The organism is Idiomarina solivarensis, from assembly GCF_033052755.1.
Classification (GTDB): Bacteria; Pseudomonadota; Gammaproteobacteria; order Enterobacterales; family Alteromonadaceae; genus Idiomarina.
On sequence record NZ_JAVFHZ010000001.1, the window covers coordinates 45,360 to 68,394 of the forward strand.

General features: G+C 42.7%; 22 protein-coding genes. 8 read left to right on the forward strand and 14 right to left on the reverse strand.

Annotated elements, in window-relative coordinates:
- Positions 1–101 precede the first annotated feature (101 nt).
- Positions 102–1,319 (forward strand): integrase domain-containing protein, encoded by a 1,218-nt coding sequence (locus tag RBK99_RS00185; protein ID WP_278355592.1) that lies wholly within the window; start codon positions 102–104, stop codon positions 1,317–1,319.
- A 430-nt stretch (positions 1,320–1,749) separates the two neighbouring features.
- Here RBK99_RS00185 and drt3b read toward each other — a convergent pair whose 3' ends face one another.
- The 8 genes from drt3b to darG all read right to left on the reverse strand — a co-directional run bounded on the left by drt3b (position 1,750) and on the right by darG (position 14,516).
- The gene (gene drt3b, locus RBK99_RS00190) at positions 1,750–3,645 is read right to left on the reverse strand and encodes an antiviral reverse transcriptase Drt3b (protein ID WP_278355591.1); all 1,896 of its coding nucleotides are present in this window, start codon (positions 3,643–3,645) and stop codon (positions 1,750–1,752) included.
- Positions 3,638–4,816 (reverse strand): antiviral reverse transcriptase Drt3a, encoded by a 1,179-nt coding sequence (drt3a, locus tag RBK99_RS00195; RefSeq protein WP_317502631.1) that lies wholly within the window; start codon positions 4,814–4,816, stop codon positions 3,638–3,640. The genes drt3b and drt3a overlap by 8 nt, the downstream gene beginning before the upstream one ends.
- A 27-nt stretch (positions 4,817–4,843) precedes the next feature.
- The gene (locus tag RBK99_RS00200; protein WP_317502632.1) at positions 4,844–5,629 is read right to left on the reverse strand and encodes a M48 family metallopeptidase; all 786 of its coding nucleotides are present in this window, start codon (positions 5,627–5,629) and stop codon (positions 4,844–4,846) included.
- 3 nt (positions 5,630–5,632) lie between these two features.
- Complete coding sequence (locus RBK99_RS00205; protein ID WP_317502633.1) at positions 5,633–8,914, reverse strand: type I restriction endonuclease subunit R; 3,282 nt, start codon at positions 8,912–8,914, stop codon at positions 5,633–5,635.
- 185 nt (positions 8,915–9,099) lie between these two features.
- Positions 9,100–10,479 carry a KAP family P-loop NTPase fold protein gene (locus RBK99_RS00210; protein WP_317502634.1) on the reverse strand — a complete coding sequence of 460 codons (1,380 nt, stop codon included), beginning with the start codon at positions 10,477–10,479 and terminating at the stop codon, positions 9,100–9,102.
- Complete coding sequence (locus tag RBK99_RS00215) at positions 10,476–11,732, reverse strand: restriction endonuclease subunit S (protein WP_317502635.1); 1,257 nt, start codon at positions 11,730–11,732, stop codon at positions 10,476–10,478. The genes RBK99_RS00210 and RBK99_RS00215 overlap by 4 nt, the downstream gene beginning before the upstream one ends.
- Positions 11,722–13,257 carry a type I restriction-modification system subunit M gene (locus RBK99_RS00220; RefSeq protein ID WP_317502636.1) on the reverse strand — a complete coding sequence of 512 codons (1,536 nt, stop codon included), beginning with the start codon at positions 13,255–13,257 and terminating at the stop codon, positions 11,722–11,724. The genes RBK99_RS00215 and RBK99_RS00220 overlap by 11 nt, the downstream gene beginning before the upstream one ends.
- A gap of 191 nt (positions 13,258–13,448) precedes the next feature.
- Positions 13,449–14,516, reverse strand: a complete 1,068-nt coding sequence (gene darG / locus RBK99_RS00225; protein ID WP_317502637.1) for a type II toxin-antitoxin system antitoxin DNA ADP-ribosyl glycohydrolase DarG — start codon at positions 14,514–14,516, stop codon at positions 13,449–13,451.
- A gap of 417 nt (positions 14,517–14,933) precedes the next feature.
- On the opposite strand from darG, the gene RBK99_RS00230 reads away from it, so the two are divergent.
- A complete protein-coding gene (locus RBK99_RS00230; RefSeq protein WP_317502638.1) occupies positions 14,934–15,284 on the forward strand; it encodes a LytR/AlgR family response regulator transcription factor in 351 nt (116 codons plus the stop codon).
- A 137-nt stretch (positions 15,285–15,421) separates the two neighbouring features.
- Complete coding sequence (locus tag RBK99_RS00235) at positions 15,422–15,772, forward strand: hypothetical protein (protein WP_286822718.1); 351 nt, start codon at positions 15,422–15,424, stop codon at positions 15,770–15,772.
- A gap of 104 nt (positions 15,773–15,876) precedes the next feature.
- Here RBK99_RS00235 and RBK99_RS00240 read toward each other — a convergent pair whose 3' ends face one another.
- Positions 15,877–16,089, reverse strand: coding sequence for an AlpA family transcriptional regulator (locus tag RBK99_RS00240; RefSeq protein WP_317502639.1), 213 nt, complete (start codon positions 16,087–16,089; stop codon positions 15,877–15,879).
- A 224-nt stretch (positions 16,090–16,313) separates the two neighbouring features.
- On the opposite strand from RBK99_RS00240, the gene RBK99_RS00245 reads away from it, so the two are divergent.
- The gene (locus RBK99_RS00245; RefSeq protein ID WP_317502640.1) at positions 16,314–16,658 is read left to right on the forward strand and encodes a hypothetical protein; all 345 of its coding nucleotides are present in this window, start codon (positions 16,314–16,316) and stop codon (positions 16,656–16,658) included.
- Between the two features lie 86 nt (positions 16,659–16,744).
- On the opposite strand, the gene RBK99_RS00250 is transcribed toward RBK99_RS00245, so the two are convergent.
- A complete protein-coding gene (locus RBK99_RS00250; protein ID WP_317502641.1) occupies positions 16,745–16,921 on the reverse strand; it encodes a hypothetical protein in 177 nt (58 codons plus the stop codon).
- Positions 16,922–17,097: 176 nt separating this feature from the next.
- On the opposite strand from RBK99_RS00250, the gene RBK99_RS00255 reads away from it, so the two are divergent.
- Positions 17,098–17,556: a JAB domain-containing protein gene (locus RBK99_RS00255; RefSeq protein WP_317502642.1), complete on the forward strand. Its 459-nt coding sequence runs from the start codon at positions 17,098–17,100 to the stop codon at positions 17,554–17,556.
- Positions 17,557–17,602: 46 nt separating this feature from the next.
- On the opposite strand, the gene RBK99_RS00260 is transcribed toward RBK99_RS00255, so the two are convergent.
- Complete coding sequence (locus RBK99_RS00260) at positions 17,603–18,172, reverse strand: death-on-curing protein (RefSeq protein WP_317502643.1); 570 nt, start codon at positions 18,170–18,172, stop codon at positions 17,603–17,605.
- A gap of 148 nt (positions 18,173–18,320) precedes the next feature.
- On the opposite strand from RBK99_RS00260, the gene RBK99_RS00265 reads away from it, so the two are divergent.
- The 3 genes from RBK99_RS00265 to RBK99_RS00275 all read left to right on the forward strand — a co-directional run bounded on the left by RBK99_RS00265 (position 18,321) and on the right by RBK99_RS00275 (position 19,944).
- Positions 18,321–18,797, forward strand: a complete 477-nt coding sequence (locus RBK99_RS00265) for a JAB domain-containing protein (RefSeq protein WP_317502644.1) — start codon at positions 18,321–18,323, stop codon at positions 18,795–18,797.
- Between the two features lie 39 nt (positions 18,798–18,836).
- Positions 18,837–19,274: a hypothetical protein gene (locus RBK99_RS00270; RefSeq protein WP_317502645.1), complete on the forward strand. Its 438-nt coding sequence runs from the start codon at positions 18,837–18,839 to the stop codon at positions 19,272–19,274.
- Positions 19,275–19,383: 109 nt separating this feature from the next.
- Positions 19,384–19,944, forward strand: coding sequence for a tyrosine-type recombinase/integrase (locus RBK99_RS00275; protein WP_317502646.1), 561 nt, complete (start codon positions 19,384–19,386; stop codon positions 19,942–19,944).
- A 37-nt stretch (positions 19,945–19,981) separates the two neighbouring features.
- Here RBK99_RS00275 and RBK99_RS00280 read toward each other — a convergent pair whose 3' ends face one another.
- From RBK99_RS00280 to RBK99_RS00290, 3 genes are all read right to left on the reverse strand, one after another.
- Positions 19,982–20,485 carry a hypothetical protein gene (locus tag RBK99_RS00280; RefSeq protein ID WP_286822725.1) on the reverse strand — a complete coding sequence of 168 codons (504 nt, stop codon included), beginning with the start codon at positions 20,483–20,485 and terminating at the stop codon, positions 19,982–19,984.
- Between the two features lie 165 nt (positions 20,486–20,650).
- Positions 20,651–21,310 carry an inovirus Gp2 family protein gene (locus RBK99_RS00285; protein ID WP_317502647.1) on the reverse strand — a complete coding sequence of 220 codons (660 nt, stop codon included), beginning with the start codon at positions 21,308–21,310 and terminating at the stop codon, positions 20,651–20,653.
- A 248-nt stretch (positions 21,311–21,558) separates the two neighbouring features.
- Positions 21,559–22,974, reverse strand: coding sequence for a hypothetical protein (locus tag RBK99_RS00290; protein WP_317502648.1), 1,416 nt, complete (start codon positions 22,972–22,974; stop codon positions 21,559–21,561).
- Between the last annotated feature and the right edge of the window lie 61 nt (positions 22,975–23,035).

Genomic DNA, 23,035 nt, shown 5'->3' on the forward strand with positions numbered 1-23,035 from the left:
ATCTCACGATATTCCAGGGAAGCCTAACGTTTTTGTATTCCAGGTTGTATTCCTGAGCGATGGGTATACAATCCAGGAATACAACGATTGGAGATATTGATATGCCACGGCCTGTGACTCCGCTTAACGACAGTCAAATAAAAAAAGCTAAGCCAAAGGAAAAAGACTGTGTTTTTTCTGATGGTGGGGGGCTTCAGTTGCGCATTAGAGCTTCCAGTGGTTCAAAGTTATGGAATTTTAATTACCTGCATCCAGTTACAAAGAAACGTATGAATATGGGGTTGGGGATGTACCCTGAGGTTAGCCTAAAGAAAGCCAGAAGCTTAGCGGAAGAGGCTCGGGCAAAAGTTGCTGAAGGCATAGACCCTAAGCTTTCTAGAGATGAAAGTATTCGGACTCAGCGAACTGAGCAAGAGTCGACTTTACGTAAAGTTGCTGAAGATTGGTTTGAAACTAAGAAAACCAAAGTCACGGATGATTATGCGGATGACATTTGGCGATCACTAGAGCTTCATGTATTCCCAGACTTAGGCAAAAAGCCGATAAATGAAATTACTGCGCCGATGTTTATCCAGGTACTTAAACCAATAGAAAAGTCAGGACGCTTGGAAACTGTGAAGCGTGTTATTCAACGTGTTAATGAAATCATGGTCTTCGCCACGAATACTGGTGTTATCCAGGCTAATCCCCTAGCTGGAGTGAAAGCAGCTTTTCAGTCGCCCAAAAAGCAGCATTTACCAACAATAGGAAAGGATGAGCTACCGGTATTCTTGGATAAACTCCAAAACACTAGCGTCAGTAAGGTTACCAGGCATTTAATTAAATGGCAGTTACTTACGATGGTTCGACCATCTGAAGCTGCTGGCGCTAGGTGGGAAGAAATTAATAGACTGGAAAACGGTGAAGTTAATTGGATTATACCGGCGGAGCGAATGAAAAAGCGACGTCAGCACATTGTCCCTTTACCGACGCAAGCCATAAAAGTGCTGGATAAAATGAAAGAGATTAGCGGTAACAGAGAACATATTTTCATTTCAATGAAGAACCCTAAAACGCATGTAAACAGTCAAACAGCGAATATGGCGATACGACGCATGGATTATAAAGATAAGCTCGTTAGCCACGGTTTAAGAGCTTTGGCGAGTACTATTCTAAATGAAGAAGGGAAGGATCCTGATCTGATTGAATCTGCATTGGCGCATACTGACCCTAACCAGATACGCAGTGCTTACAACAGGGCTCAGTATTTGGAACGTCGTCGAGAACTGATGCAGTGGTGGGGCGATTATCTCGATGAAGCCTTCCGCGCGGGGATATGAGACAGTATGGGATCAACGAGGAACTACTACTAAGTCTTTAGTTAACTAGTGGCGATTCATATCGCCTATATCTCACTTAGTCAATGAATATGTAAATCTGCAAGCAGAAGAAGAGAAAATTAAGAAAAAATCGAGACGTGCTTGGGCTTTAACTTGGGTATCGTTCGTTGTCGGATTGATGTAGCTTCTACATTACATTAACAGGCCCTACAGCAGAAGAAATAGCACAACAGTTAATCGAGATTGGTGTGGTAGATGAGACAGAGAACTGATTAGAGCTCAATTTTTAGAATGCTGCAGACCCATCAGTTTTGTTATAGGGAACGAGGGTGCCCCCAACACTTGCTCGTGTGTGGTAGAAATCATTACTGATTTCTACCCTACCCATAAAAATGAATAGAAACATATCAGGTCGGGGGCATTGCTTGGCTCACTCGTAAGCGAATACGAATTCTCGCTTATCGAGAGATTTTTGTAAATACTTTTCATCCCTCCATGGGGCAATAAAATCATTAGCTAAAACGTAATCTCGTTTGTTATGGCCATAATTTGCTCCTGTTAAACTTTTCATTTTGAGCATTAAATCACATCTAATTCCTCTGTCTATATAGGGGCAAGATATGAAGTCAAAGAAGAGAATAAAAAACTGACAGCAAGAAAACTTATCATAGCTATTATCGATAAAGCTTAATGCATCTTTTATTAGGCTACTCTTTAATTCTGAATAGTCATCATCATCTTTCAAATAAATCATAAAAGTAACCCATTTAAAATAAAAGCTGTCATAATCATTAATAGAATTGTAGTATTTTGTCAGGCGATCTGGATCAAGCTTATAATCTTTAGGTAATAGTGATAATGTAACAAGAAGATTAAGTGTTTCTAGTCCATAGACTTTATCTTTTGTGTCTATGAATATGTCTATCGCCTGCTTCAATAAATCAAAAATTTTCTTGTGTAGAACTTCCTTATTAGAGCTTTCCATAGACTCACTGTAGCGCAAAATTCTCTCAACCTGCCTCGCTACTTTATCTGTTGTTCTTATTCGTATATCCATTGCGTGCATAAAAAATAAAACATCTAAATCTACAAGTAGCCAATTAATATGATTTTCATTAATATTAGTAGACGAGCTAATTTCCTCTAGAAGTTTATTGTTCTTGTTCTCTATTGATTTTAATAAGTAATTAGATATGGATTGATAACTTACATTATGGGATGATATCTCCATCTTAAGTCTTGATATAATTTTATTTGCCATTATATCTGGTCGAGAAAACTTCGAGTTTTCCAATTGCTCCCTATCTCTATTTTCAAAAACCTGGTTTATCTTATTCTTTATCGCATACTTAGTGATAGAAATGCTACTAGAGAAAGGACGTTTTAGGTACTCAGTTTTACTTTCATTTAAGTGAAGTTTATACTCTAATAAACAATCGGATACTGCTGTGTAAACTGTATCTGAAATTTCTTTGCTTTTATAAAAAATAAAGTAGTCATCAACGTATCGCCTGAAATCATAATGTTTTCCGATTAGTATGCCTTTATCTTTTAATGTTTTAATTATATCTATATCTATTTGCTGGAGTATAATTTCAGAGAATATTCTACTAACTTCAGGACCTATTATAATCCCATTAGTTTCACCATAGTTTAAATTTTGCATTAAAAGGTCAAAGGCAGATTCAAAAGATCCTTTGCCTTTTTGTTTAGCGAGTTTCTTACCCTTTGTTGCCCAGCCGATAGTGTGAGTATATATCGATGCAAAGCATTTCGATATATCTACTTGCAGCATACCCGAAAATCGCTTTTCAAGCTTATTATGTTCATATGACTCGAAGAACCTATATAGAAAAGGGTATTTAAGATATTTAAAGTATGAGCTAGCGGTTTTAGGATCGTCATCTATCATCTCAATGCCGATATTTGATTTATTCGATTTGCTGATTTTCCCATAGAACTTGGTCGAGACTTTATGAGGGTAACGCAATGAATTTCTTGACTTTCCAGAATAGTACTCAATCAAATTTTCGTAGGTACTATAAAAATTACATGTGTTTACTTGAGAGAAAGGGTGCATTATTGATAGTACTCTAGCTGACTTTCCATCACCTCTAAATATTTTATAGTTCAAGGGTATTGTTTCTGGTATTGGACCATCATTTGGATTTTTAATTTTGGATATAGCTGCATATGCCCCTATATCTTTTTTAAAGCGGTCGTACATATGGTGATTTGTATACCACAAGGGGAGCTCATATGGCAAAACGTCTGTAAGTAAAGCTCTAAGCTTATCATCTGTATCAACCTTTATTATTTTAGACATCTTTCCAAATCCTTGTTATGTCGATTACTTTTTTGTTGGTGAATTCAGATTTTATCTTTTTACTAGTGTGTCCATAAAATGACTTCTTTTTTAGATTTTCATATTCATCTCTACTGAAGTTAAATCGACTTTTAGATATTAATTTGAGATAGAAACCATCTATACCTTTCAAGCATTCAAATTCGTCTGTTACATGCCGATAGTTATAACGTAAACCGCTAAGTAGAACACCATTCTCATGTTTCCTGGCTGCTCTGACTGTACTTAAATAATTTATTCTTTGACTTAAAAGAGAGAAGTTCCTGTTCTTATTGAAATCCAATAGAGCTAATATAATTTTTAATTTTATTTTTTTAAGTTTATCTTTTGATATGGTAACTGAAACTTTATTCTCATTGTTGTTGCGATGATTAACTTTGAATAGATAGCCTAGAAATGTGAATTCTATATCTTTCACGCTTTGGTTTATAAATTTGTCGCTACCTTCATTAATTCTAAGGTCAATTTCTTCAACTTCTTTATTGATAAAGTAGTTTAACTTATCTTTTTTATATGAGTCATAGATTATTAGGTAATCATCTACATACCTTTGCGAGTAAATAACGGCTTCATTCTTTCTAATTTTATCGTCAAGATCTTCAAGGTATAGCTCAGATAAAGTTGGAGATACTGAGAGCCCTCTAGGGAGCCCTTCTATTTCCTGACGTTCACACTGATCAAAAATTGACTTTAGCAACTTTCGGCTTTGAGGGGAAAGCACCATATCGGTTTCCACTTTCTTTAGAAGCTTTAATCTAGGGATTGATTCATAGCACTTCTTTATGTCTATTCTTAATACGCTTAAATTGCTGTTATCTCTTAGAAGTGTTTTTATTTGTTTTATTATTTGACTTCTATCTGACTGTTTTACTTTATATATTCTTCTTAGATATTTATCTAGAAGCCTGATTGAAAATAGGTCCTCTGGTGAGCTGACTTGGTAGGTTGTAGCTCCTCTATGTTTCGAGGAGTAAAATGGCGCTACTTTTAGTTCCTTTTCTCTCAAAGTTTGGGCTAGCTGCTCAGTTTTAATCTCTTGCTCATTTTTGTCATTCCAGAGTTTCCATTTTTTGACGTCTTGTCTGTTTATTACTTTTGCTATAGATTCTCTGTTATAAGCTTGTTTAAGCATAGTAATTAGCTCTTTATTTAATTTGTTTTAAGAGTAGCTGAATATTAAGGAAGCTTTCTGATCTAGTCGATTTTTAATACCTTTCCAATTGGGCATCACTTGACCCATCAGTCGATAAAATCGCTCACTATGGTTGTGTTCGGCGATGTGACACAGTTCATGCAGTATGACGTAATCAATGCATTCGCGTGGCGCTTTAACCAGCAGTGGGTTTAGGGTAATACGTCCGTTAGGCGAACAGCTGCCCCACTGAGTTTGCATAGTCAGTATCCGCAGAGGAGGGCGTTTATCAACCCACAATGCTTGCTCTAAAACGGCGCCTAAACGCTTGTGGAAGGCGCCTTTGGCTCTCACCTTATACCAGCCTTGTAATGCTGCCTTTACACGCTCAGTAGTGTACTCACGCACGTTGACTTCAAGTTGACCGCGAAGCAGTTTAACGCCTGGTGCCTGGTCGGGTTTTATCAGTACTTTGAGTACGTATTGCTTGCCCAGGTAATAATGACTTTCACCGCTGACATAACGGCGTGGGGTAATGTGCGTTAGTTGCTTACGAAACTCTCGCAATTGCTGGTAAATCCAGCGTGCCCGTTTTTTGGCGGCACGCAATACGTCGTCATCAGAGCTATCAAGCGGTGCGGCGACTTTCACAGAGCAGTCAGGCAAGACCTTGATTTTAATTCTACGATCAGGGCTTTTGGCGGCAACGCGCTCAAACTCAATCAGCTCGTCGGCGTAATAAAAGCTGAGTTTATCCCCGTATGGCTTATGCTTCTCAGTAACCTGGTCAGCAAAACGTATCGCAAAGTTCATGGCTTAATGACCCAACTGCCCAACACGAACAACCTGCACAATAGCTTCGACAATCTTTTTCGTTTGCTCAATACCGCCACCGACAGCTTTGGCTTCGGCAAAAATCTTTGGTAGCAATTTATTGCGGATATCAGCTTCAATGTTATTCGGGTTAATCGAGTTTTCCGCAACGGACTGGCTAACGATGCTATCGACATCAAACGCAATCTCTACCCATTTATCCTGCGCTTGTTCATCCATTACTGTAAACGCCTCGGGTAGGTGCTTTTTGAACACGCCGTAATAGGCTTGCGCATGATGGTTGCCGGTCAACCGTTCAGGGATATCATCCAGACGACGCTCTTGTACCTGCTCCTCAAATTCGCGGAACAGCATGTACTGTTTCAGCGGGTGGTCAAACAGTTTTTCCGCTTCTTCAATGGCTTCACGCAGTAGCTTAGAAAATGCTTCCTGTGCGTAAGGGTCGTCACCGAGCTCTTGCTCAATCATTTTAGTGACACGGGTTTTGATGATATCGGTTTCGTTACGGGTTTTATCTTCGCTCCAGTCTTCCGGTGCTTGTTTCTGGCCCATTTTACCGACTTCGTATACGCCCTCAGAATCCCGCACTTCGACACCAACGACGTGTTTATTCAGCAACTTTTTCACCTCGTGAGCGTACTCGTCGTAACTGACACGCTCGCCGGAATCCTGTTGCACAGTTTGACGAAGACTGGATAGTTGTTTCACTGTCTCTTTGTATTGTCGACGGTCTTTATCGGAAAAGCTCTTATCCTCAAAGAAGGTTGCTGATTGCAGGGCAACTTTAAGGCAAGTGGCAAAGGCTGTGAGTGCTTCATAAAAGTCTTCGCGGCGTTTTTGGTTTTTATCGACCATCTCGCCGTTTATTTCTTCCATGTGCGGCAACAGGGCATGACGCAGGGCTTCAGTGTCTGATTTATTTTTAACACCATCAAATATCGCCCATAGCTCTTTATAAAGCTGTGGTAGCCGTTTGTATTCGGTGCTCATTTGCTGGTAAAGACCATCAATATCATCGATGTCGTAACCGCCCTGGGTACGTGAAGCCAAGTCCTGATATTCTTGTATAGTGGTATCAAGCTCGGACAAAATGCCTCGATAATCAATCAGCAGCCCGAATTTCTTGTCTGGGTGTAATCGGTTAACCCGAGCAATAGCCTGAATGAGGTTGTGACCTTTTAGTGGCTTATCGATATAGAGCACGGCATTTTTCGGCTCATCAAAGCCGGTTAACAGCTTATCAACCACAATCAACAGCTTAAGCTTAGGGTCTTTATCAAAGCGCTCGACCAGCTCTTTGGTGTAATTCTGTTCATCTGACGAGCCGACATGCTCTTTCCACCACTTACTGACTTCCGGCATTGTTTTTTCATCAACAGAAGTATTGCCCTCCCGGGTATCCGGCGAGCTCATGACCACCGCCGATTCAAACAGGCCGACTTCGTCCAGGTATTTTTTATATTTAATGGCAGAGGCCTTGCTGTCACAGCACAGCTGACCTTTTAAACCTTCATCGATGTTTCTATCAAAGTGATGAGCAATATCGTACGCAATAAGCTGAATACGCTCGTCAGTTCCATACACCTGACCGCGACGGCTGAATTTCTTCTTTAAATCGCCTTTTTGCTCGTCACTTAAGCCGTCCGTCATACGCTCGAACCAAGCGTCGATGGCGCGCTCGTTTACATCCAGGTCGGGTATGCGCTCTTCGTAGAGCAGGGGAGTGACGGTTTTATCTTCCACCGCACGCTGCATGGTGTAGGCGTGCACAATAGGTCCGAATTTATTCGTGGTTTTATCGTCCTTTAACAGCGGTGTACCGGTAAAGGCCACAAAAGATGCGTTTGGCAGCGCCTGATTCATGCGAATGTTGTTCTCGCCGCCTTGGCTGCGGTGACCTTCGTCAATCAGCACAATAATGTTGGGACTGTCGTTGTGGCACTCGGGTAGTTTGGTGGCGGAGTTAAACTTCTGAATGAGCGTAAAAATAATACGCTCATTGCCTTTACCGATTTGCTGAGCGAGGCGTTTACCCGAGGTAGCCATTGCCGCTTCTTTGTCTTTCTTACTGGACAACTCGCCACCGGAAGCAAAGGTTTTCGAGAGCTGGTTTTCTAAATCAACACGGTCGGTTACAACAATCACCCGGCATTGTTTCAGCTCTTCGTGCAGAATCAGTGCTTTGGACAAAAACACCATAGTGAAGGACTTGCCCGAGCCGGTAGTGTGCCAAATAACGCCGCCTTCGCGACCGCCTTTACTGTTGCGTTGTTGAATTCGTTCAAGCAGTCGTTTGATGCCAAACACTTGCTGATAGCGGCCTACAATCTTGCCGATTTTCTTATCGAAAATAGTGAAGTAGCGCACCATATCGAACAGGCGCTCTTTAGATAGCAGGCTTATCAGCAGTTTATCCTGTCCTGTTACCATGAGCTCGCCACCGGCAATCAGGTTTTGATACCAACTGAGGTCGCGCTTATCACGGTGGTCGAATAGATGTTGCAGGGTAGCGTCGTCCAGCGCCTTATTCTTGAGCGCCAGCATGTCAGCGTCGCTAATATCTTCTTCTTTCCAGGCGGCCCAGAACTTTTCCGGGGTCTCGACAGTGCCATAACGCCCATCAATGCCATTAACCGACAACAGCAGTTGCGAATACGCAAACAAGTGGGGGACTTCGTCAGGGCGTTGGTTACGCAGGCTCTGTGAGATGCCTTCGTTAATGGTTGGGCCTTTCTGAGCATTACCATCGGGGCGCTTCGCCTCAATCACCACCAGCGGCAAGCCGTTTACAAAACAAACCAGATCCGGTCGGCGACTGTCAAAGCCACCGGCACGCGTCACCGTGTATTCTTCTGTGAAATGAAACTGGTTGTTGTCCGGATTCTGCCAGTCGATGATAGAGACGGTTGGCGTGACTTTTTTCCCGTCGACGAATTCCGTCACCGGAATACCGTACATTAAATGGTTATAAATCGCTTCGTTGGCGTGGCGAAGTCCCTCATTAAGAGCTGGGCTGCAAAGATGCGAGATAATGTTATCAATGGAGTTATCGGACAGTGGGTAGCTTTTACCGGCATAATGAAAGGTACGCTGGCTCAGCACATCACGTAATACCTCACGCAACACCACCCGGTCCTGTTTACCACCACGCTTCGTCAACGCTTCCTGTGGCGACAAAAACGACCACCCCAAACCGGCTAATAGCGTCATTGCCGGTATTTTAGCGGCGTATTCTTCCTGAAATTTTGGGGCAAACTGTTCCATTGTCTTCTCCGCGTAAAGTCGCCTTATGGCAACAGACGCTTTTATTATTTTTAAATCAAAAAATAAGCTACCAGATTAAGTTGTTCGGCGAAACCGAACAACTTCTACCACTCACTCTTTAGTCCTTGCTCTGCTTGAACTAAGACCTCTCTGAAACTTGTTTCGCGGTGAAGGTAGCTCGATTTTCATGAGCTGGCACCGAGATAAAAGTTTTGAATCGATGACTTAATAGTCTCGAAAGCTTGATTATCTCTAAGACCAAACGAGCCGAATAAGCGTTGTTCCATTTGTACATAACTGCTTGCCTGTCCCTCAGGGGCACTATAAAGTCCTTCATCGCCTTCAAGCTCTTGTATTAGAAAGTATGCAATTAACTCAATAGCTTTTCTTGGGGCATTGCTCTGCGCCCACTCAGAACCTGGCAGTAGTCCTAAATATTTTGCGACATACTCAATATCTATCGAGTTGTTAATAATCGACTTTTCAAGCTTTTGCTCGAAACAGAAGATAAAGATTCCGAACAACCGTAGTAAGCAATAACCAGGATACTGATTGCTCTCCAACTTTTGCGTCAATTGGTGGTAGATTTCGATATGACGAACAAAGGTTTCAACTTCCCTTAGCGATAGGTTCTTGAGGATTGTAAGCTCTTCGCAAACGGATTTTACAATATGGCCGTGTTCTATGAGCTTTGTGTTTTTTAAAACTTGGCTGTCATATAAGAGTCTTGATAGGTGCTCAACAGAAGCTGCTTTTTCATGATAATGGGAGCCTCCCTCAGGGATAAACTTTTGGGGGAGGGAACATTTAAATTTTATAAATTTATCAAGATAACGGCTGGCCTCAACTCCTGCACCATACGCATGGTTAATTGCTGCCTTCAATTGTGTCGTGTTTGTCACTAGTACGAAGTCGACACCAGGAATATCAAATGTGTGCTTAATGAGCTCTAATACCTGTACTGAGAAGTCAGGTCGGCAACGGTCAAGTTCATCGATAAAAATCACGATAGGTGTATCGTGTGCAATAGATGCAAGTGTATCTTGTAAAGCTTTTATATTAGCTTCTGCTTCTTCGTGATCTTTTAGCAGGTTGCGGACCGTTGCATCAATTGCTTCATCTGTTGCACTATCTAATTCACTTGCAAGCTCATCACCCAAGCTGTCTGCGTTAGCTTTTAGAACATGGCTAAGGATAGCTTTTCCTAAAACCTTAGTTCCAAGTCGTAGAACAGGAATTGCTTTTTCCCTAAGATTTGACTGTTTTTCACCGTCCTCTATCAGGGATAATACTCCACTTAAGATTGTCATAAGAGGGTTGTCAGCGTGGTCAGCTTTAAAGGCGTCAATATAAAGAACTTTGTGACTATCTTCTGACTTAAGCTTATGAATCAGCTTCTGACAGAACTCTGTTTTGCCGGTTCCCCAGTCACCATCAATGACGAGTGGTGATATATCAATATCAGAGGTCAATAAGCTGATGAGCTGTGAGGCGATGGGCTCACGACGAAATTCATCTCGATTTTCGAACGTTAGTGCTGGCTTTGGCTCGTCAATATCGCTCACGCGACCTCCCTATCTAACTTTACGCGACGCTTTCCCGTAAGGAGCTGTTGCATAAGAGCCTGCTTCTCGCATTTTAAGTGACTAAGCTTTCTATTGAGAGTTTCTAGTTCTTGATCTGCATCAGCTAAAACTTCAGATATCTTCATTTGTTCTTGTAAGCTAGGACATTCAAAGGTCGTTTTTTCAAAATCTCGTTTTGATAACTCTAAAAAAGTGGAACCAGAAGCTTTTCGCGTAAGCTTTTTATTAAAATGTGCTATTAGGTAGTATATAAACTCAACGTCAAATTTTTTACTAGGGATAAGGTTTTTGAAACCTTGGTTTGTAGTGATTTCTGAAGCTGAAATTGCTGCTGCGCCAACCGTCGCACGTGTACAAACCATCAAGCTTCGAGGAGGTAGCAAAGTGGCGGAGCTTTCTTTAACACCTTTTTCGGTAATTGTTCTGGAAGTCGATTCAACATAACGTGATTTTAATGCTGTTACGTCGGTAGGAGTGAGCCAACTAACCGATCCTCCCCAATACTCTTCGTTTTTTGTATCTGGTGTGCCACCAGATACAATACGCCCCATCTCCGAGAGAGCAGTATCTTTCCACTCCCCACTAAATCGCACACCATTCTCATCCAGCAGGCGTTTTTTGCCGGTGAGCAGTTGTTGCATTAGAGCTTTTTTCTGCTGCTGGCTATTGGCGAGCAGTTGCTCGGTGGTAGTGATGGCCTTATCCCAGGTTGAGAGGATTTGGGCTATTTTCTTTTGTTCCCTGACGTTTGGCATTAAAGCTTTGTACTTGAACAAGTCAGACAAAGAGATTGAAACTTGATTAGCGTTACCTCTAACTAGAGTTGAAATGTAATGACGGAATTTAGGCTTTCTAAGTATCTCAAATAAATATTCAGTGGTGACTTGGCCCTCAATAGGAATTAGTTTTACTAAGTTTTGATTAAGAAGACTTCCTGACGCCGCTAGGGGAACCCTGATTGCTTTCCCCACCATAGAGTCAATCAGGTGGGGGCGAGAACCCACTGTAGTAAGCAGGATGTCTCCAGTTGAAAGTAAGTGAGCATCTAGTTTAGCTGCGACTTCATTCGGTATATAGACTGGACTCTCAGAGTGCACTGAGTCTCGAGTCGTATCTGAAATTCTAATGATTCTGACGCCAGAATCACTATAATCAGTTGATGTGAAAGCGAATCCTTTCTTATACGTTATAAGGTCACCTAAATTACGAGTGTTCCACCCCTCAGGCACCATAACCCAACTCCTCCAGATATTTCTCCATCTGGCTTTCTAGCTCATCTAGCTCGGCTTTTAGCTTTTGGCGCTCAGCACGCACTGCCATCAAATCGATTTCTTCTTCCTCTTCGAAAGTATCGACGTAGCGGGGGATGTTCAGGTTGTAGTCGTTTTCCTGAATTTCTTCGAGTGTTGCCAGGTACGAGTATTTGTCGACGGTTTCGCGACTGCGGTAGGTGTCGACGATTTTCTGAATGTTGCCGTCGCTTAGCTGGTTTTGGTTTTTACCTGATTTAAATTCACGCGATGCGTCGATGAACAGCACTTTGTCATCGGACTTCGATTTTTTGAAAACTAAAATAGCGGCAGGGATACCTGTGCCGTAGAAAAGTTTCTCGGGCAGACCGATAACGGCATCTAACAGGTTCTCGTTAATCAGTTGCTGACGAATTTTGCCTTCTTTCGAGCCTCGGAATAATACGCCGTGTGGTACAACGACGCCCATGCGGCCCCCGAGTTTCGTCGAAGACGCGGGCTTCAGCGTTTCTATCATGTGTAAAATAAACGCGTAGTCGCCTTTGGTTTTTGGTGGCACACCACGACGGAAACGGCTGAATTTGTCATTCTCAGCGTCGTCATGACCCCATTTATCTAAACTGAACGGTGGGTTAGCGGTTACGATATCAAACAGCATGAGGTCGCCGTTCTTATCCAACAGCTTAGGATTGCGAATGGTATCGCCCCATTCAATTTTATGGTTGTCCTCGCCATGTAGGAACATGTTCATTTTGGCTAATGACCAGGTGGAGCCAATGGCTTCCTGACCGAATAGGGCATACTCTTTGCTGTCATGATTTGCGATAACTTTGCGGCCACACTTCATCAATAAAGAGCCGGAGCCACAGGCAGGGTCACAAATGCTGTCACCGGGTTGTGGGTCGAGTAGCTCTGCTATTAAGTCGGATATTTCAGGTGGTGTATAAAACTCACCGGCTTTTTGGCCGCCGCTGGCGGCAAAGTGTTTAATTAGGTATTCGTAGGCGTTACCGATGACATCCAGTGAACCAACGCGGCTTGGCTTTAGGTTAAGCTCAGGCTTGGCGAAGTCTTCGAGCAAGTGTCGCAGAATGTCGTTTTTCTGCTTTTCTTCGCCTAGTTTATCGGTGTTAAAGCTGATGTCCTGGAACACGCTTTTGCCGGCATCTTTTAGCTTAGTGCCGTTGGCTTCCTCAATGGCATGCAGTGCTTGGTCAATGCGCTCACCATTACCCGGCTCGTAGCGACGGTCGTAGAGCGCATAAAAGCTGGCATCGCGCGGTAACACGAAGCGCTCGTTTTTCATCATCTCTTCAATGAGCTCAGGCTCATCACCATACTGTTCTGCATATTGGTCGTAATGGTCCTGCCATACATCCGAGATGTACTTGAGGAAGAGCATGGTCAGAAGAAAGTCTTGGTATGTTCCGGCATTTATTGTACCGCGAAAAGTGTCACAAGCGTTCCAAAGTGCTTTATTGATGCTGTCCTGGCTAATTGTTGTCATTATTATTAACGTCCCCGTACAACCTGATTGTAAGCGTTATTGTTATCCATTATTTGCAGTCATTATGCCACGGATAGCAATGATGTCACGGGTTCAAGTTTGGAGGAACGGTGCGACAGTTTAGGTCGCACTCTCATCGAGTATGGGTAGTCAGGGTAATACCAGTTCGATTGGGCGAGCTACCTGGGCTGTTAGTGCAGCTTTTTCGTCAATGCGGTGATAGCAATTGAGATGGCCTTTTTATCAAACATATTTAGTTTGCGTTGCGCCCATTTAGCGCCAGCAGGCCAATCGGTTAATGCTTCTATTACACTATCTGTGTCTGGATTTACGTTCCCCTCAGTTATCAGCCAGTCAACTGTCGCGAGCAGCTCGAGTCCAAAGGGAGATTCGAACCCTTCAATAATTTCTGTCGCTTTATCCAATGCATATTGAAACTCAGTTGCTTCAGCTTGTAGGAAAGCTGCAACGGTTTCCCGCTTATTATCATTAAAGGCAATCACATCTGTCGCTTTTGCGTCGGGAATCCGCTTATCCGACTGTAAATAACTACCATCTAACCGGTTTAATAAGTGAGTTAAGTCACTGGCATAGGGTCCGTAATTTCTGGGCTGAAAGGTCAGTCTAAGCGGGCTCTCTTTCCCTTCTTGCTGTATGGCTCGTTGCAGGAACCATGCAAGCTTTTGCACCTCAAGTAGGGTACATTCATTACCTAATACCCAGTAACGTCTTATCAGCTCTGCAATCATTGCTCGAGCAGCTGTTAGTTGCTCAACTCCAGATTGTTTGCTTACGTTCTGGTACTGCTGCGTAGGCTGATAAATTTGAATGTCGATGTCAGTCATATCGCCCAGATGCTTTTGTATCAGGGGCAAAACGTTATTCCAGTCTAAACCACCATTGCCTGCCCCTAGAGGAGGGATGGCAATTGAGCGAATGTTATTATCAATAATGAAAGCTCTTAAGTCTTTTAACCCTTCTTCAATCCATTCTATTTTTGATTTGGCACGCCAATGCTGCTTTGTCGGAAAGTTCACGATCCATTGAGGATTGACCAGTTCGTTGGTGTGAGTAACGAACATTTTGCCTGTCTTAACTTTATTCTCTTTACAGGCCTGAGAATAGGCTTCCATATTTGCAGGAAACCTTTCTTTAAACATCAAAGCGATCCCTTTACCCATAACACCGACAGTATTTACGGTATTAACAAGGGCTTCAGCTTCAGATTCTAATAAATTGCCTGTCTTATAATTGAGCATGAAAAAGCGCCAGTATTCGGGGTAGTGAATAAATTAGTCAATAGCTTACTAGCTACAAGATAGGGGAACCTTTGCTACCCCTTTAAGGCCCGTACTTTAGCTAACTAAAGAGTGTATCGCTACAGGCTGACCGCCCGACATTAAAATGTGGTCTTTAATCACGCAAAATGACGCCTTCGCGGCTTTTGAGCCTGTTCTAATTTTGGTTTGACAAAATACGGGCAACATAACTGGACTAATTAACAGGGTGATATGGATATCCAGTATTTTTTGGCATACCAAATTCTGAACGCTAACGGCTATTTCACTCGGCAAAACTTCAAACCTATATCACGGCTGTGCATTGCCAAGAATTAAGGAGAAAAGCTATGCACAGATACTTATGTATGGAAAGCTGTTGTTTGCAGGGCTCTGGTCATGATTAATGAGCATGGATTGTTAGCTATTAAAACAGAGCCTGGCAAAATCACGATCATTGAGAATCCAAACGTTATTTTATTACGTGCAGCTGGAAACTATGTCGAATTGTTCCTTGAGGATGGACGTTTGCTCCACCGGGCAACGTTGCAGTCTATGCTTGGGAAAATGCCTGAATACTTCCTACAAGTTCATCGTAGCTATGTTGTGAATTTAAAACATTTGAAGCACATACAGAGTGAGTTAGGGCGTTATACTGAGTGCATTATGTCAGATGGGCAACAAATTCCTATTGGCCCCCAATTCAGATCGTTGTTAATGATGAAGCTAGGTCTGCAATCAGACGATTAACTCTCCATATTCACCATCAATATCTACCGTTTACTCCATCATTCGTTAGTGTTCGTCACAAATTACCATCAATTACTGCAGCGTGTGTAACCCTCTAGTCTGAGTCTATTCGTGTTTATTCAGCAAGGATTAGTTAAATGGACGTTCGGGTTTATGGGGTACGCGAGTTACCTGATGTAAAGTTGAAGAAGTTATTACGTGACCACGAGTCTTTCGTCATCGAGAAGGTTCCGCGCAAACACTTCAAAGAGGTTATCAAGACGCTGGAAAGTCATATTGAGACACTCGATATGAAGTGCCGAGTTTTTTCAAAGGGACGTAAGACATTAATGGCAGGGTCTTTCTTTGGTCCAACGGCAATATGGGGTGTCGCTTCAGCGGCGTTTATGGGCGCACACAACGTAGCAACGTGGGACCCGGACTATGAAATTGCTAAGAACCGGGTAACTGGCACCTTAACCGTTACCTACAAGAAAAAGGACGACTGAGGGCTCTAGGAGCCCTCTTTATTTTTTGTCTACTCAAGTTCATTGTCGCGTTCAGCAATACGTTGCTCTATCCACTCTTAAATTTCGTTTTTGGAATTCGCTTGTTAATAACGGTTTGTGATTGAGTGAGTGTCCTCACCACGTGATTTTCTGAGGCATTGCATTAGCCATTCGTCGACTTCACTTTCTAGCCAGCCACTAGCTCGGCCGCCAAGTAATACTGGTTTGGGGAATCCGTCGTTTTCTATGCGGCGGTAAATGGATGAACGACTAAGGCCAACTTTGTTAATGACTTCTCCTAAACGAATGAATCTCATGAGTTTTCTCCTATCTGAGTTTGTCTCATGGGATTGGTTGACCCTGTAAGAAATTATTTGAGACTGGTTTACGGCTCGCCTTAAGCTCGAGCATTAATTAGTTCGTTGTCTTTAAGCACGCACTCGCCCTTCATTTTGTCCGTCTGATCACAAATAACCCTGCACTAATTAGGCATGTGGAAATCTGGGCTAACGTTTATTCCAATGACTGAAAGGAGCTAGTCATGAAAAGGGCATTATCTATTGCATTGTTTGCTGGACTTTTAGCTGCGTGTAGCGATCCGGATCCTCAAGTAAGTATTGAGGCTTGGGAGCATACCAACCGGCATACAGGTGGCACGTACTTCGTAATTGAGATTACATCAATTGAAGAGCAGGTAACGGTGGAAGATATGTTGGTTAATCGCGGGAACTGCGACTACAGTGATAAAACGCCTTACTCAAGAAAGCCATACCTACCAACCGATCTGAAGTACGGTGAATCTATTGAGCTTAAAATCTACGATGACTGCTCGCTGACTGAGATTGAAGTGGTAACTGATAGTGGCTCTACAGTCATTAACTATTAGACATAACTTTATGTCGCAAAATGGAAGCATAGAAGCGCTCAAGGAACAGTAATTTAACCCGTAGAGCGCTTAAATTTATTCAGGACCTAGCCGCGGCACTTTCGACCTAGTTCTTTTTCTGCTAGCTCAGTTGCTTGCTCAAGAAAATCGTCAGGAGCATCAGCCCAGCTTGAATACTCCCCATACTTGCGAAGATGCGTCTCTAAACAAGCAACGAACTCTGAGTCATATTCGTTATTATCAACTTTGTGGTCACTCATCATGATTTACCCTCTTTAGTTTGAGTTTTAGTTATTCTTCAAACAAAGAGGTTGGGGCTGATGTTCGATAGTTCAATACCGAAGAACCTGAATTTCTATGATCGAAATGCCCCTATTGAGTTACATTTGAAACCTATATTACCGCTGTGCATTGATACATTAATACTTAAGGAATCGATATGCACAAGCAAATACAAAATGATAAGAGCGTTTTGTTCAACTCAGAGCGAGAGTTGTTGAGCAAAGCGCATCTCCTAATCCAGTCACGATTTAAACAGGGAGAAGGCTTTACCGAGCCCTCAATGGTTAAAGAGTTCGTCCAGGGAAACTATCAGCAGTGCTCAAAAGAAGTTGCAGGTTTACTGCTACTCGATAGCCAACACCGACTCATAGATAACGTTGAGTTTGAAGAGGGCGAAGAGCTAGCTGCTTCCATAGTGTACCGAGAGGTACTTAAGGTTAATGCTGCCGCTGTTATTGTCAGTTATTTCTCACCGGCTAAAGAGCTGAGTCACTCTGACAAAGAGCATGAGTTATCAACACTTAAGTCGGCTCTGAACCTGATTGACGTATCCCTACTGGATTGTATGTTGGTAACTGATGAGGTCGTCTCGCTTGCTGAGCGGGGGCTACTATGACTGGGCGGCTGTACTGCTAGGGTACAGCCGTTTTGCATCCTGAGTTTTATAAATCGACCAATCTAATCCAACGTCTGCGGCCACCTAGCCTAGGTTTCTTTATTTTTTGGGAAGCCCCGTAGTCTCCGTTAACGTCATAAGCCATTTTTATAGCGGCAGTAAGCGACACAGTCATGTCTTCATCGAGAGCTATATCAGCAATGTCCATAGGCACATGAGGCCGTTGAAGATGGAGAGATTCAACATAGCTTTCAGCTCCTGCATAAGCACCGGAAAGGCAGATAGCCATCGTTTCATGGTCTGCGTGTCGCTCGACGAAATTGTAAAGGTACTGCTGTGTACAGACAAAACCGTGACCGTATAGCCGAAGGAATAGTAGGGCGCAGACCAATGCCGTATCACCGCTTTGTCTACCAAAAGCGTTTGAGCGAATGAGCTGGTACGCGTAAACGCCTGCTGCTTCAAAAGCTCCGTATGTCGAGTTATTCCAAATTTCGTTGGACGCTTGTTTTACTGCAGACTCCAACGCATCCCTTTTAATGTAGTAAGGGTTGTCGTGAAAGTGATTGTGAATGAGTGCAATGTGCTCTGCGTCAAAGGTAAAAGGGTTATACATGATGACTCCAAGTTTCTGTTGTGTTGATTGATCGTGCTTGCTTTCAAAGCATCGGTCGGAGCCGTAATGTTTTATTGCGATAGTTAAGAGCCCATCAGATTTCAGACCTATATCACTGCTGTGCATTTACCAAATTAGGAGGTTAACAATGCACACACTTGATAAAGGCTGTTATTCATCAGCCAACAATAAAGCTGAGCGAGACGTTTTTCATCGCGCCAGCCAGATCCTGGAAGAGCGTCACTTACGAGGCAAAGAGCCTTACAACCCGAACGTCATTAAGGACTTTTTGACGTATAAGCTGGCGCACTACGAGCGCGAGGTATTCAGCATCATCTTCCTAGATGAAAAGGGTCACTTCATTGAGTACCGCGAACTGTTCTACGGCACCATCAATGCGGCCAGTGTGTACCCACGGGAAGTGGTTCGAGCTGCACTGGAAACGAAAGCGTCGTCACTCGTGCTGTCACACAACCATCCTTCGGGAGAGCCTGAGCCTTCCAATGCGGACATCCGCCTGACGGAGCGCCTGCAAAAGGCCCTGGCTGTTATCGGCGTTGAGGTGAAAGACCACATCGTTGTCGGCAAAGAGTGCGTGTCATTCTCTGAGCGCGGTCTTCTTTAGCGCTAATTCACTTGTAACCAAATACTGGAGTAAACCTTTATGGCGGCAATATTTAAGACACCGGCATCGAGAAAGTGGGTAGTGCTGGGAATTAAGGCAGCAATAACTGCATTAGCGCTTTTACCGCAACTGCGAGAGCGCCAGCAAAATACTGGATGCTTAAGGTCAGAGTCAGACTTTCCTAACGCTATGTCAGCAAGCCCACTGGGCCTGCTCCTGCTCGATGAGCTGGGTTATGTCATCACGTCCTACCAAATCCGTTATCACATCACTGATGACTCTGCGGTTGATAGTGAAGGCATTAAGCGGGCAGCGTCCAAAGCGAAAGCGTACGGAGCTGTTTTAACGTTCGATAAAGGTGTGTATGCCAATGGTTTGTCGATCGAACCTGACGTTGTTGAGAGCGTTAGAGCGGCTTTGGAAGAGGTCGGTGTACGATTATTTAACCAAAGCTTTTCGTCTAGAACGGGACCTTAAAAAGCTGTTCCGTTTGTAGTCATATCAGCACTTAGTAGCCCTTGTAAAACGAGGGCTAAAAATGGAGTGTTGTCATTCCGAAACCATAGAAAAATAAGGAAACTTAACCATGGCTGAAGTACAAGCAGTGAAGGACTTGGACCAGGTGAAGCTTATTGGCCATCTTCTTCTAAAAACCTACGGTCAGCAGATATCTGATATCTGGAACGTTGGCTTAAACTTAGCTTTACGTATTTCTGACTTACTGTCAATTCGATTTAGCGATATCCAAGGGGATAGATTAGTTCTCAGGGAAAGCAAAACCGGTAAGTTAGCAAGTATCAAGCTCAACGAAAAAGCTAGAACGATTATTGAACGGATACGTTCGGAGCACCCTGACCATACTTACTTGTTTCAGTCCTATCGGAACCGTTGGTCGCTTAACCAGTCACCCAGGCCATTGAGCAGCCGGTATGTGAACCGCGCTATCTCAATGATTGGTGAAGAAGTGGGCTTAGATCTGGGAACGCACTCAATGCGTAAAACGCGAGGTTACCATCTCTACAAAAACACCAATGACCTTGCACGGGTTATGAAGATGCTTAGGCACAGTAATGAGGCGGTTACCTTGCGTTACATTGGCATTACGCAGGAAGACGTTGATAGGGACTTTGTTGAGTTAGAAATTTAGTGCGGTATATACCCGCACTCTTTCTCTTCATCGAGTATTAATTTAAAAAGAGGAGTAATTGTATCGCAAGAATTATAGAGAGAAACCATAATACTATCGTAAAGCGTTTTCTTAATGACTCGATTTGCTTTGATAAATGCTTAAACTTTCCGGAATTGTCTATAAGTTTTATATCGGCTCTTTCTCCATCTTTAGAGAACTGATCCGCATAAGAAGCTAGCACTCCTCCCCCTGCACCAGCACAAGAGTAGATAGCTAAACTTTGTAACAGCATGAAAATTCCAGAGTACTGAGTAAATAGCTCCCTGTTGAGGAGTAGTTGCTTCAATCCATCAGCAAAAACACTAGACCAAAAAACTCCGAAGAGAATTAGTGCTATCCCTTTAGTCGACCTAGTCCATTTCGCATGGATAAGCGCAATGAAAGGAAATATAAAGCTGAGGGCTAGAGCAAGGGGCACTGCGGATGATACGTTGTAAATAACGACAGTGACAGCAGCTATTAGAGAGAAAATTGCTAGAGTGGTGAAAACTATTTGCATTGAGCCCCCAATTGTTTAACTTTGCAATAGTTGTTGGTACTTGGGTTTAGTGGCATTAGCTTATCGTTTGTTTAACCATCTCTCTAGAGGCGTTTTTCAATTATGGTGGTTTAATACTCCACCCTATGCTGTCACTGAAATCTTTAGTACCTAGTCCAGACTTTACTAATTTCTACTACAGTTGAATGATTTTCTGCTATCTCCGTAATGTTTGCTCTTAAGCTTTGCAAAATAACTGAGGCGATAAAACGCATCCTGGTAAGACATTGAAGCTCGTCCCTCATTTCGCAGCAAGTGGTAGCTGGCGTTATCTACGAAATATACACCGCCAGCCAATTCAAAGACATTCAGATTTAACGCACTTGCCCAGGCTTTCTTAATAAAACACGCCAGACTTGTCTCGCTACCTCTGTACTTACCGAGTGTTCCAAAGTAACTTTCGTTCAGAACCAACGCAACGTGGTAATGCGGCTTCTCCGAACCTTCTTGCTCTAGGCACCAGATATATCTAAGGGTACAACGGTGGGCACGATTCGAGCTAATTAAACGTCGTTTTCTGTCTGTTAAAAATTGGTACTTTAATGCTTCGAAAAACCGAGTAATGGAGTCTGATTCAAATGCATACTCAGCAGTTATCGGGAATCTTAAGTCAAAGCGTACTACAAGGACTCTTGCGTAATCATCCATCGCTTTTGCTAGAACTTGCTCAATTGACTCAAGGTAGTTAATAGCTAAGGGCCCTTTGTAGTTGTAGACTCTTAAACCGTTGTAGAAACTCCCGTAGGTCAACCTAAGGTTTGTATTATCAGGGGGTCTTCTGTTCATGACTATTCCTCGTATGATTGGTTATGTGTCATACAAGTAGTCAGCCATGTAAAACTTTATTGGTATTGTTTAATGAACAGCTTTGTTGCTGCTCTAGTGGCTTATACATTTACTCTATATGTATATTAATTATTACATACATCAAGCATCGTAATTTTCCCCGGTGTAACGTGTGAAGTCATGCGCATTCCGCGTATATTGTGATTCTGATTAAATATCAATAGCCTTAACTGCAACGGTGAGGGTACTCAATCGACAACCAACAAACTTTGGGATGAAGAAAAGAAGTTCTTACTCGCCGGGTATAGCATGAATTTTTTTTGTCTTAGTTCGTCACTAGGCGTGCCTGAAAATTGTTGGCTATTTCGAACTGCACTTTGGATTTTATTGAATAGGTCAATTGCTGCATTAGCCATAAAGTAGCTGACCGCCTCACTTATTTTATTGGCCTTGTGATATCCCATGCTTTTAGTTAGTGGGCCAGTTACCATTTTGGAGATAGCATCGACGAACAAAGCGTGTTGATCATCTAATGTCGCATTAGAGGCGTTATCTTTTGGTTTTGCCGAGTCTGAATGGGGAAAGCCAGAACGCCTTAATTCACTTATGACGACTTCCTCAATTAAGAAACAGAAATGTTTGTAGGGTCGGTCCCCAATGGGAGGCTCGGCCTTAAACAGCTTGCGGAGCATGGAAAAACCATTATTCGTTAACTCCTGCGGTATAGCGTGCTTAATTTCTTGCTGTCTTGATAGACCTTTAAGAACGGTCAGTATGTGGCTACTACTACTAAGTGCTGCTAGATCAAGCAGTAAGGATATGGTTTGCCTTACAGGGTTGTCGCATAGGGTTATTTCGGTATTCAAACGACCTAGCTTATAGTTATTAACAACGATATCAGGTTTTACAATCAAGGTTGATTTCGCTTTCCCCATTAAGCTGCTTCCAACGAACCCTCCGACGTATTCGGATAGTAGGCCTAGCTTCTGAAATTGTGAAAGGTGGCTTCTCAGTGTCTTGGTTGTAATACCTAACAATGAAGCGAGTTCACCATGCTCAGTCTTGATTACTCCATATTCATTGGCTCGGCAAAGAAGGGTCCCAAAAGTTATTTGTTGCGGACGCATAAACCGAACCGCACCAATCCTATTACTTTTCTGTGCTTGTCCTTTGCTTACGACTTTAAAGTTCTCTGTATCATCGAGCTTATCTTGGCTGACATTCAGAAGGTCGGCTGTGTCATCTCGATTAGAGGTTATCAGTTTTATCGCCATCTCCGAAAATGGCGGTCTGTGATTGGATGCGTCGGTTTCAAAATCGGTAACAGAAAAACTAACTCTGCCATCTTCTTTCGATAAGTTTGACGTGGCTAAGTACTCTTGCGTCACTAACTCAGTTAATTCCGCATGGTAGTTATTTTTTACATATACGCCAATGTCGCTACTCTGAAACTGCAGGTTTTCCGCACGCTTTTCCGTGGTCAAAACAAAGCGGGGCTTGTTATTTTCGTTGGCCCACTCGATTAAATTTATAAGTAGGTGTTTTGTCTTTAGAGATATGGGATACTCGTTCGTTAATACGGATACTGACTTATGGTTATTCATAAACGACATTAATGTTGTTGCTATTAGGTATACCTTAAACTGAATAATATCAAATGTCACTTTAATGTTGTTTTGTCGTTATATATAGTCACATATGTTTTTTTCGAGTTGTCGTTGGATG

Coding starts and splice junctions, on each gene's coding strand:
- RBK99_RS00185 (WP_278355592.1), top strand. CDS start 102: ATGCCACGGCCTGTGACTCCGCTTAACGACAGTCAAATAAAAAAAGCT.
- drt3b (WP_278355591.1), bottom strand. CDS start 3,645: ATGTCTAAAATAATAAAGGTTGATACAGATGATAAGCTTAGAGCTTTA.
- drt3a (WP_317502631.1), bottom strand. CDS start 4,816: ATGCTTAAACAAGCTTATAACAGAGAATCTATAGCAAAAGTAATAAAC.
- RBK99_RS00200 (WP_317502632.1), bottom strand. CDS start 5,629: ATGAACTTTGCGATACGTTTTGCTGACCAGGTTACTGAGAAGCATAAG.
- RBK99_RS00205 (WP_317502633.1), bottom strand. CDS start 8,914: ATGGAACAGTTTGCCCCAAAATTTCAGGAAGAATACGCCGCTAAAATA.
- RBK99_RS00215 (WP_317502635.1), bottom strand. CDS start 11,732: ATGGTGCCTGAGGGGTGGAACACTCGTAATTTAGGTGACCTTATAACG.
- RBK99_RS00220 (WP_317502636.1), bottom strand. CDS start 13,257: ATGACAACAATTAGCCAGGACAGCATCAATAAAGCACTTTGGAACGCT.
- darG (WP_317502637.1), bottom strand. CDS start 14,516: ATGCTCAATTATAAGACAGGCAATTTATTAGAATCTGAAGCTGAAGCC.
- RBK99_RS00230 (WP_317502638.1), top strand. CDS start 14,934: ATGATTAATGAGCATGGATTGTTAGCTATTAAAACAGAGCCTGGCAAA.
- RBK99_RS00235 (WP_286822718.1), top strand. CDS start 15,422: ATGGACGTTCGGGTTTATGGGGTACGCGAGTTACCTGATGTAAAGTTG.
- RBK99_RS00240 (WP_317502639.1), bottom strand. CDS start 16,089: ATGAGATTCATTCGTTTAGGAGAAGTCATTAACAAAGTTGGCCTTAGT.
- RBK99_RS00245 (WP_317502640.1), top strand. CDS start 16,314: ATGAAAAGGGCATTATCTATTGCATTGTTTGCTGGACTTTTAGCTGCG.
- RBK99_RS00250 (WP_317502641.1), bottom strand. CDS start 16,921: ATGATGAGTGACCACAAAGTTGATAATAACGAATATGACTCAGAGTTC.
- RBK99_RS00255 (WP_317502642.1), top strand. CDS start 17,098: ATGCACAAGCAAATACAAAATGATAAGAGCGTTTTGTTCAACTCAGAG.
- RBK99_RS00260 (WP_317502643.1), bottom strand. CDS start 18,172: ATGTATAACCCTTTTACCTTTGACGCAGAGCACATTGCACTCATTCAC.
- RBK99_RS00265 (WP_317502644.1), top strand. CDS start 18,321: ATGCACACACTTGATAAAGGCTGTTATTCATCAGCCAACAATAAAGCT.
- RBK99_RS00270 (WP_317502645.1), top strand. CDS start 18,837: ATGGCGGCAATATTTAAGACACCGGCATCGAGAAAGTGGGTAGTGCTG.
- RBK99_RS00275 (WP_317502646.1), top strand. CDS start 19,384: ATGGCTGAAGTACAAGCAGTGAAGGACTTGGACCAGGTGAAGCTTATT.
- RBK99_RS00280 (WP_286822725.1), bottom strand. CDS start 20,485: ATGCAAATAGTTTTCACCACTCTAGCAATTTTCTCTCTAATAGCTGCT.
- RBK99_RS00285 (WP_317502647.1), bottom strand. CDS start 21,310: ATGAACAGAAGACCCCCTGATAATACAAACCTTAGGTTGACCTACGGG.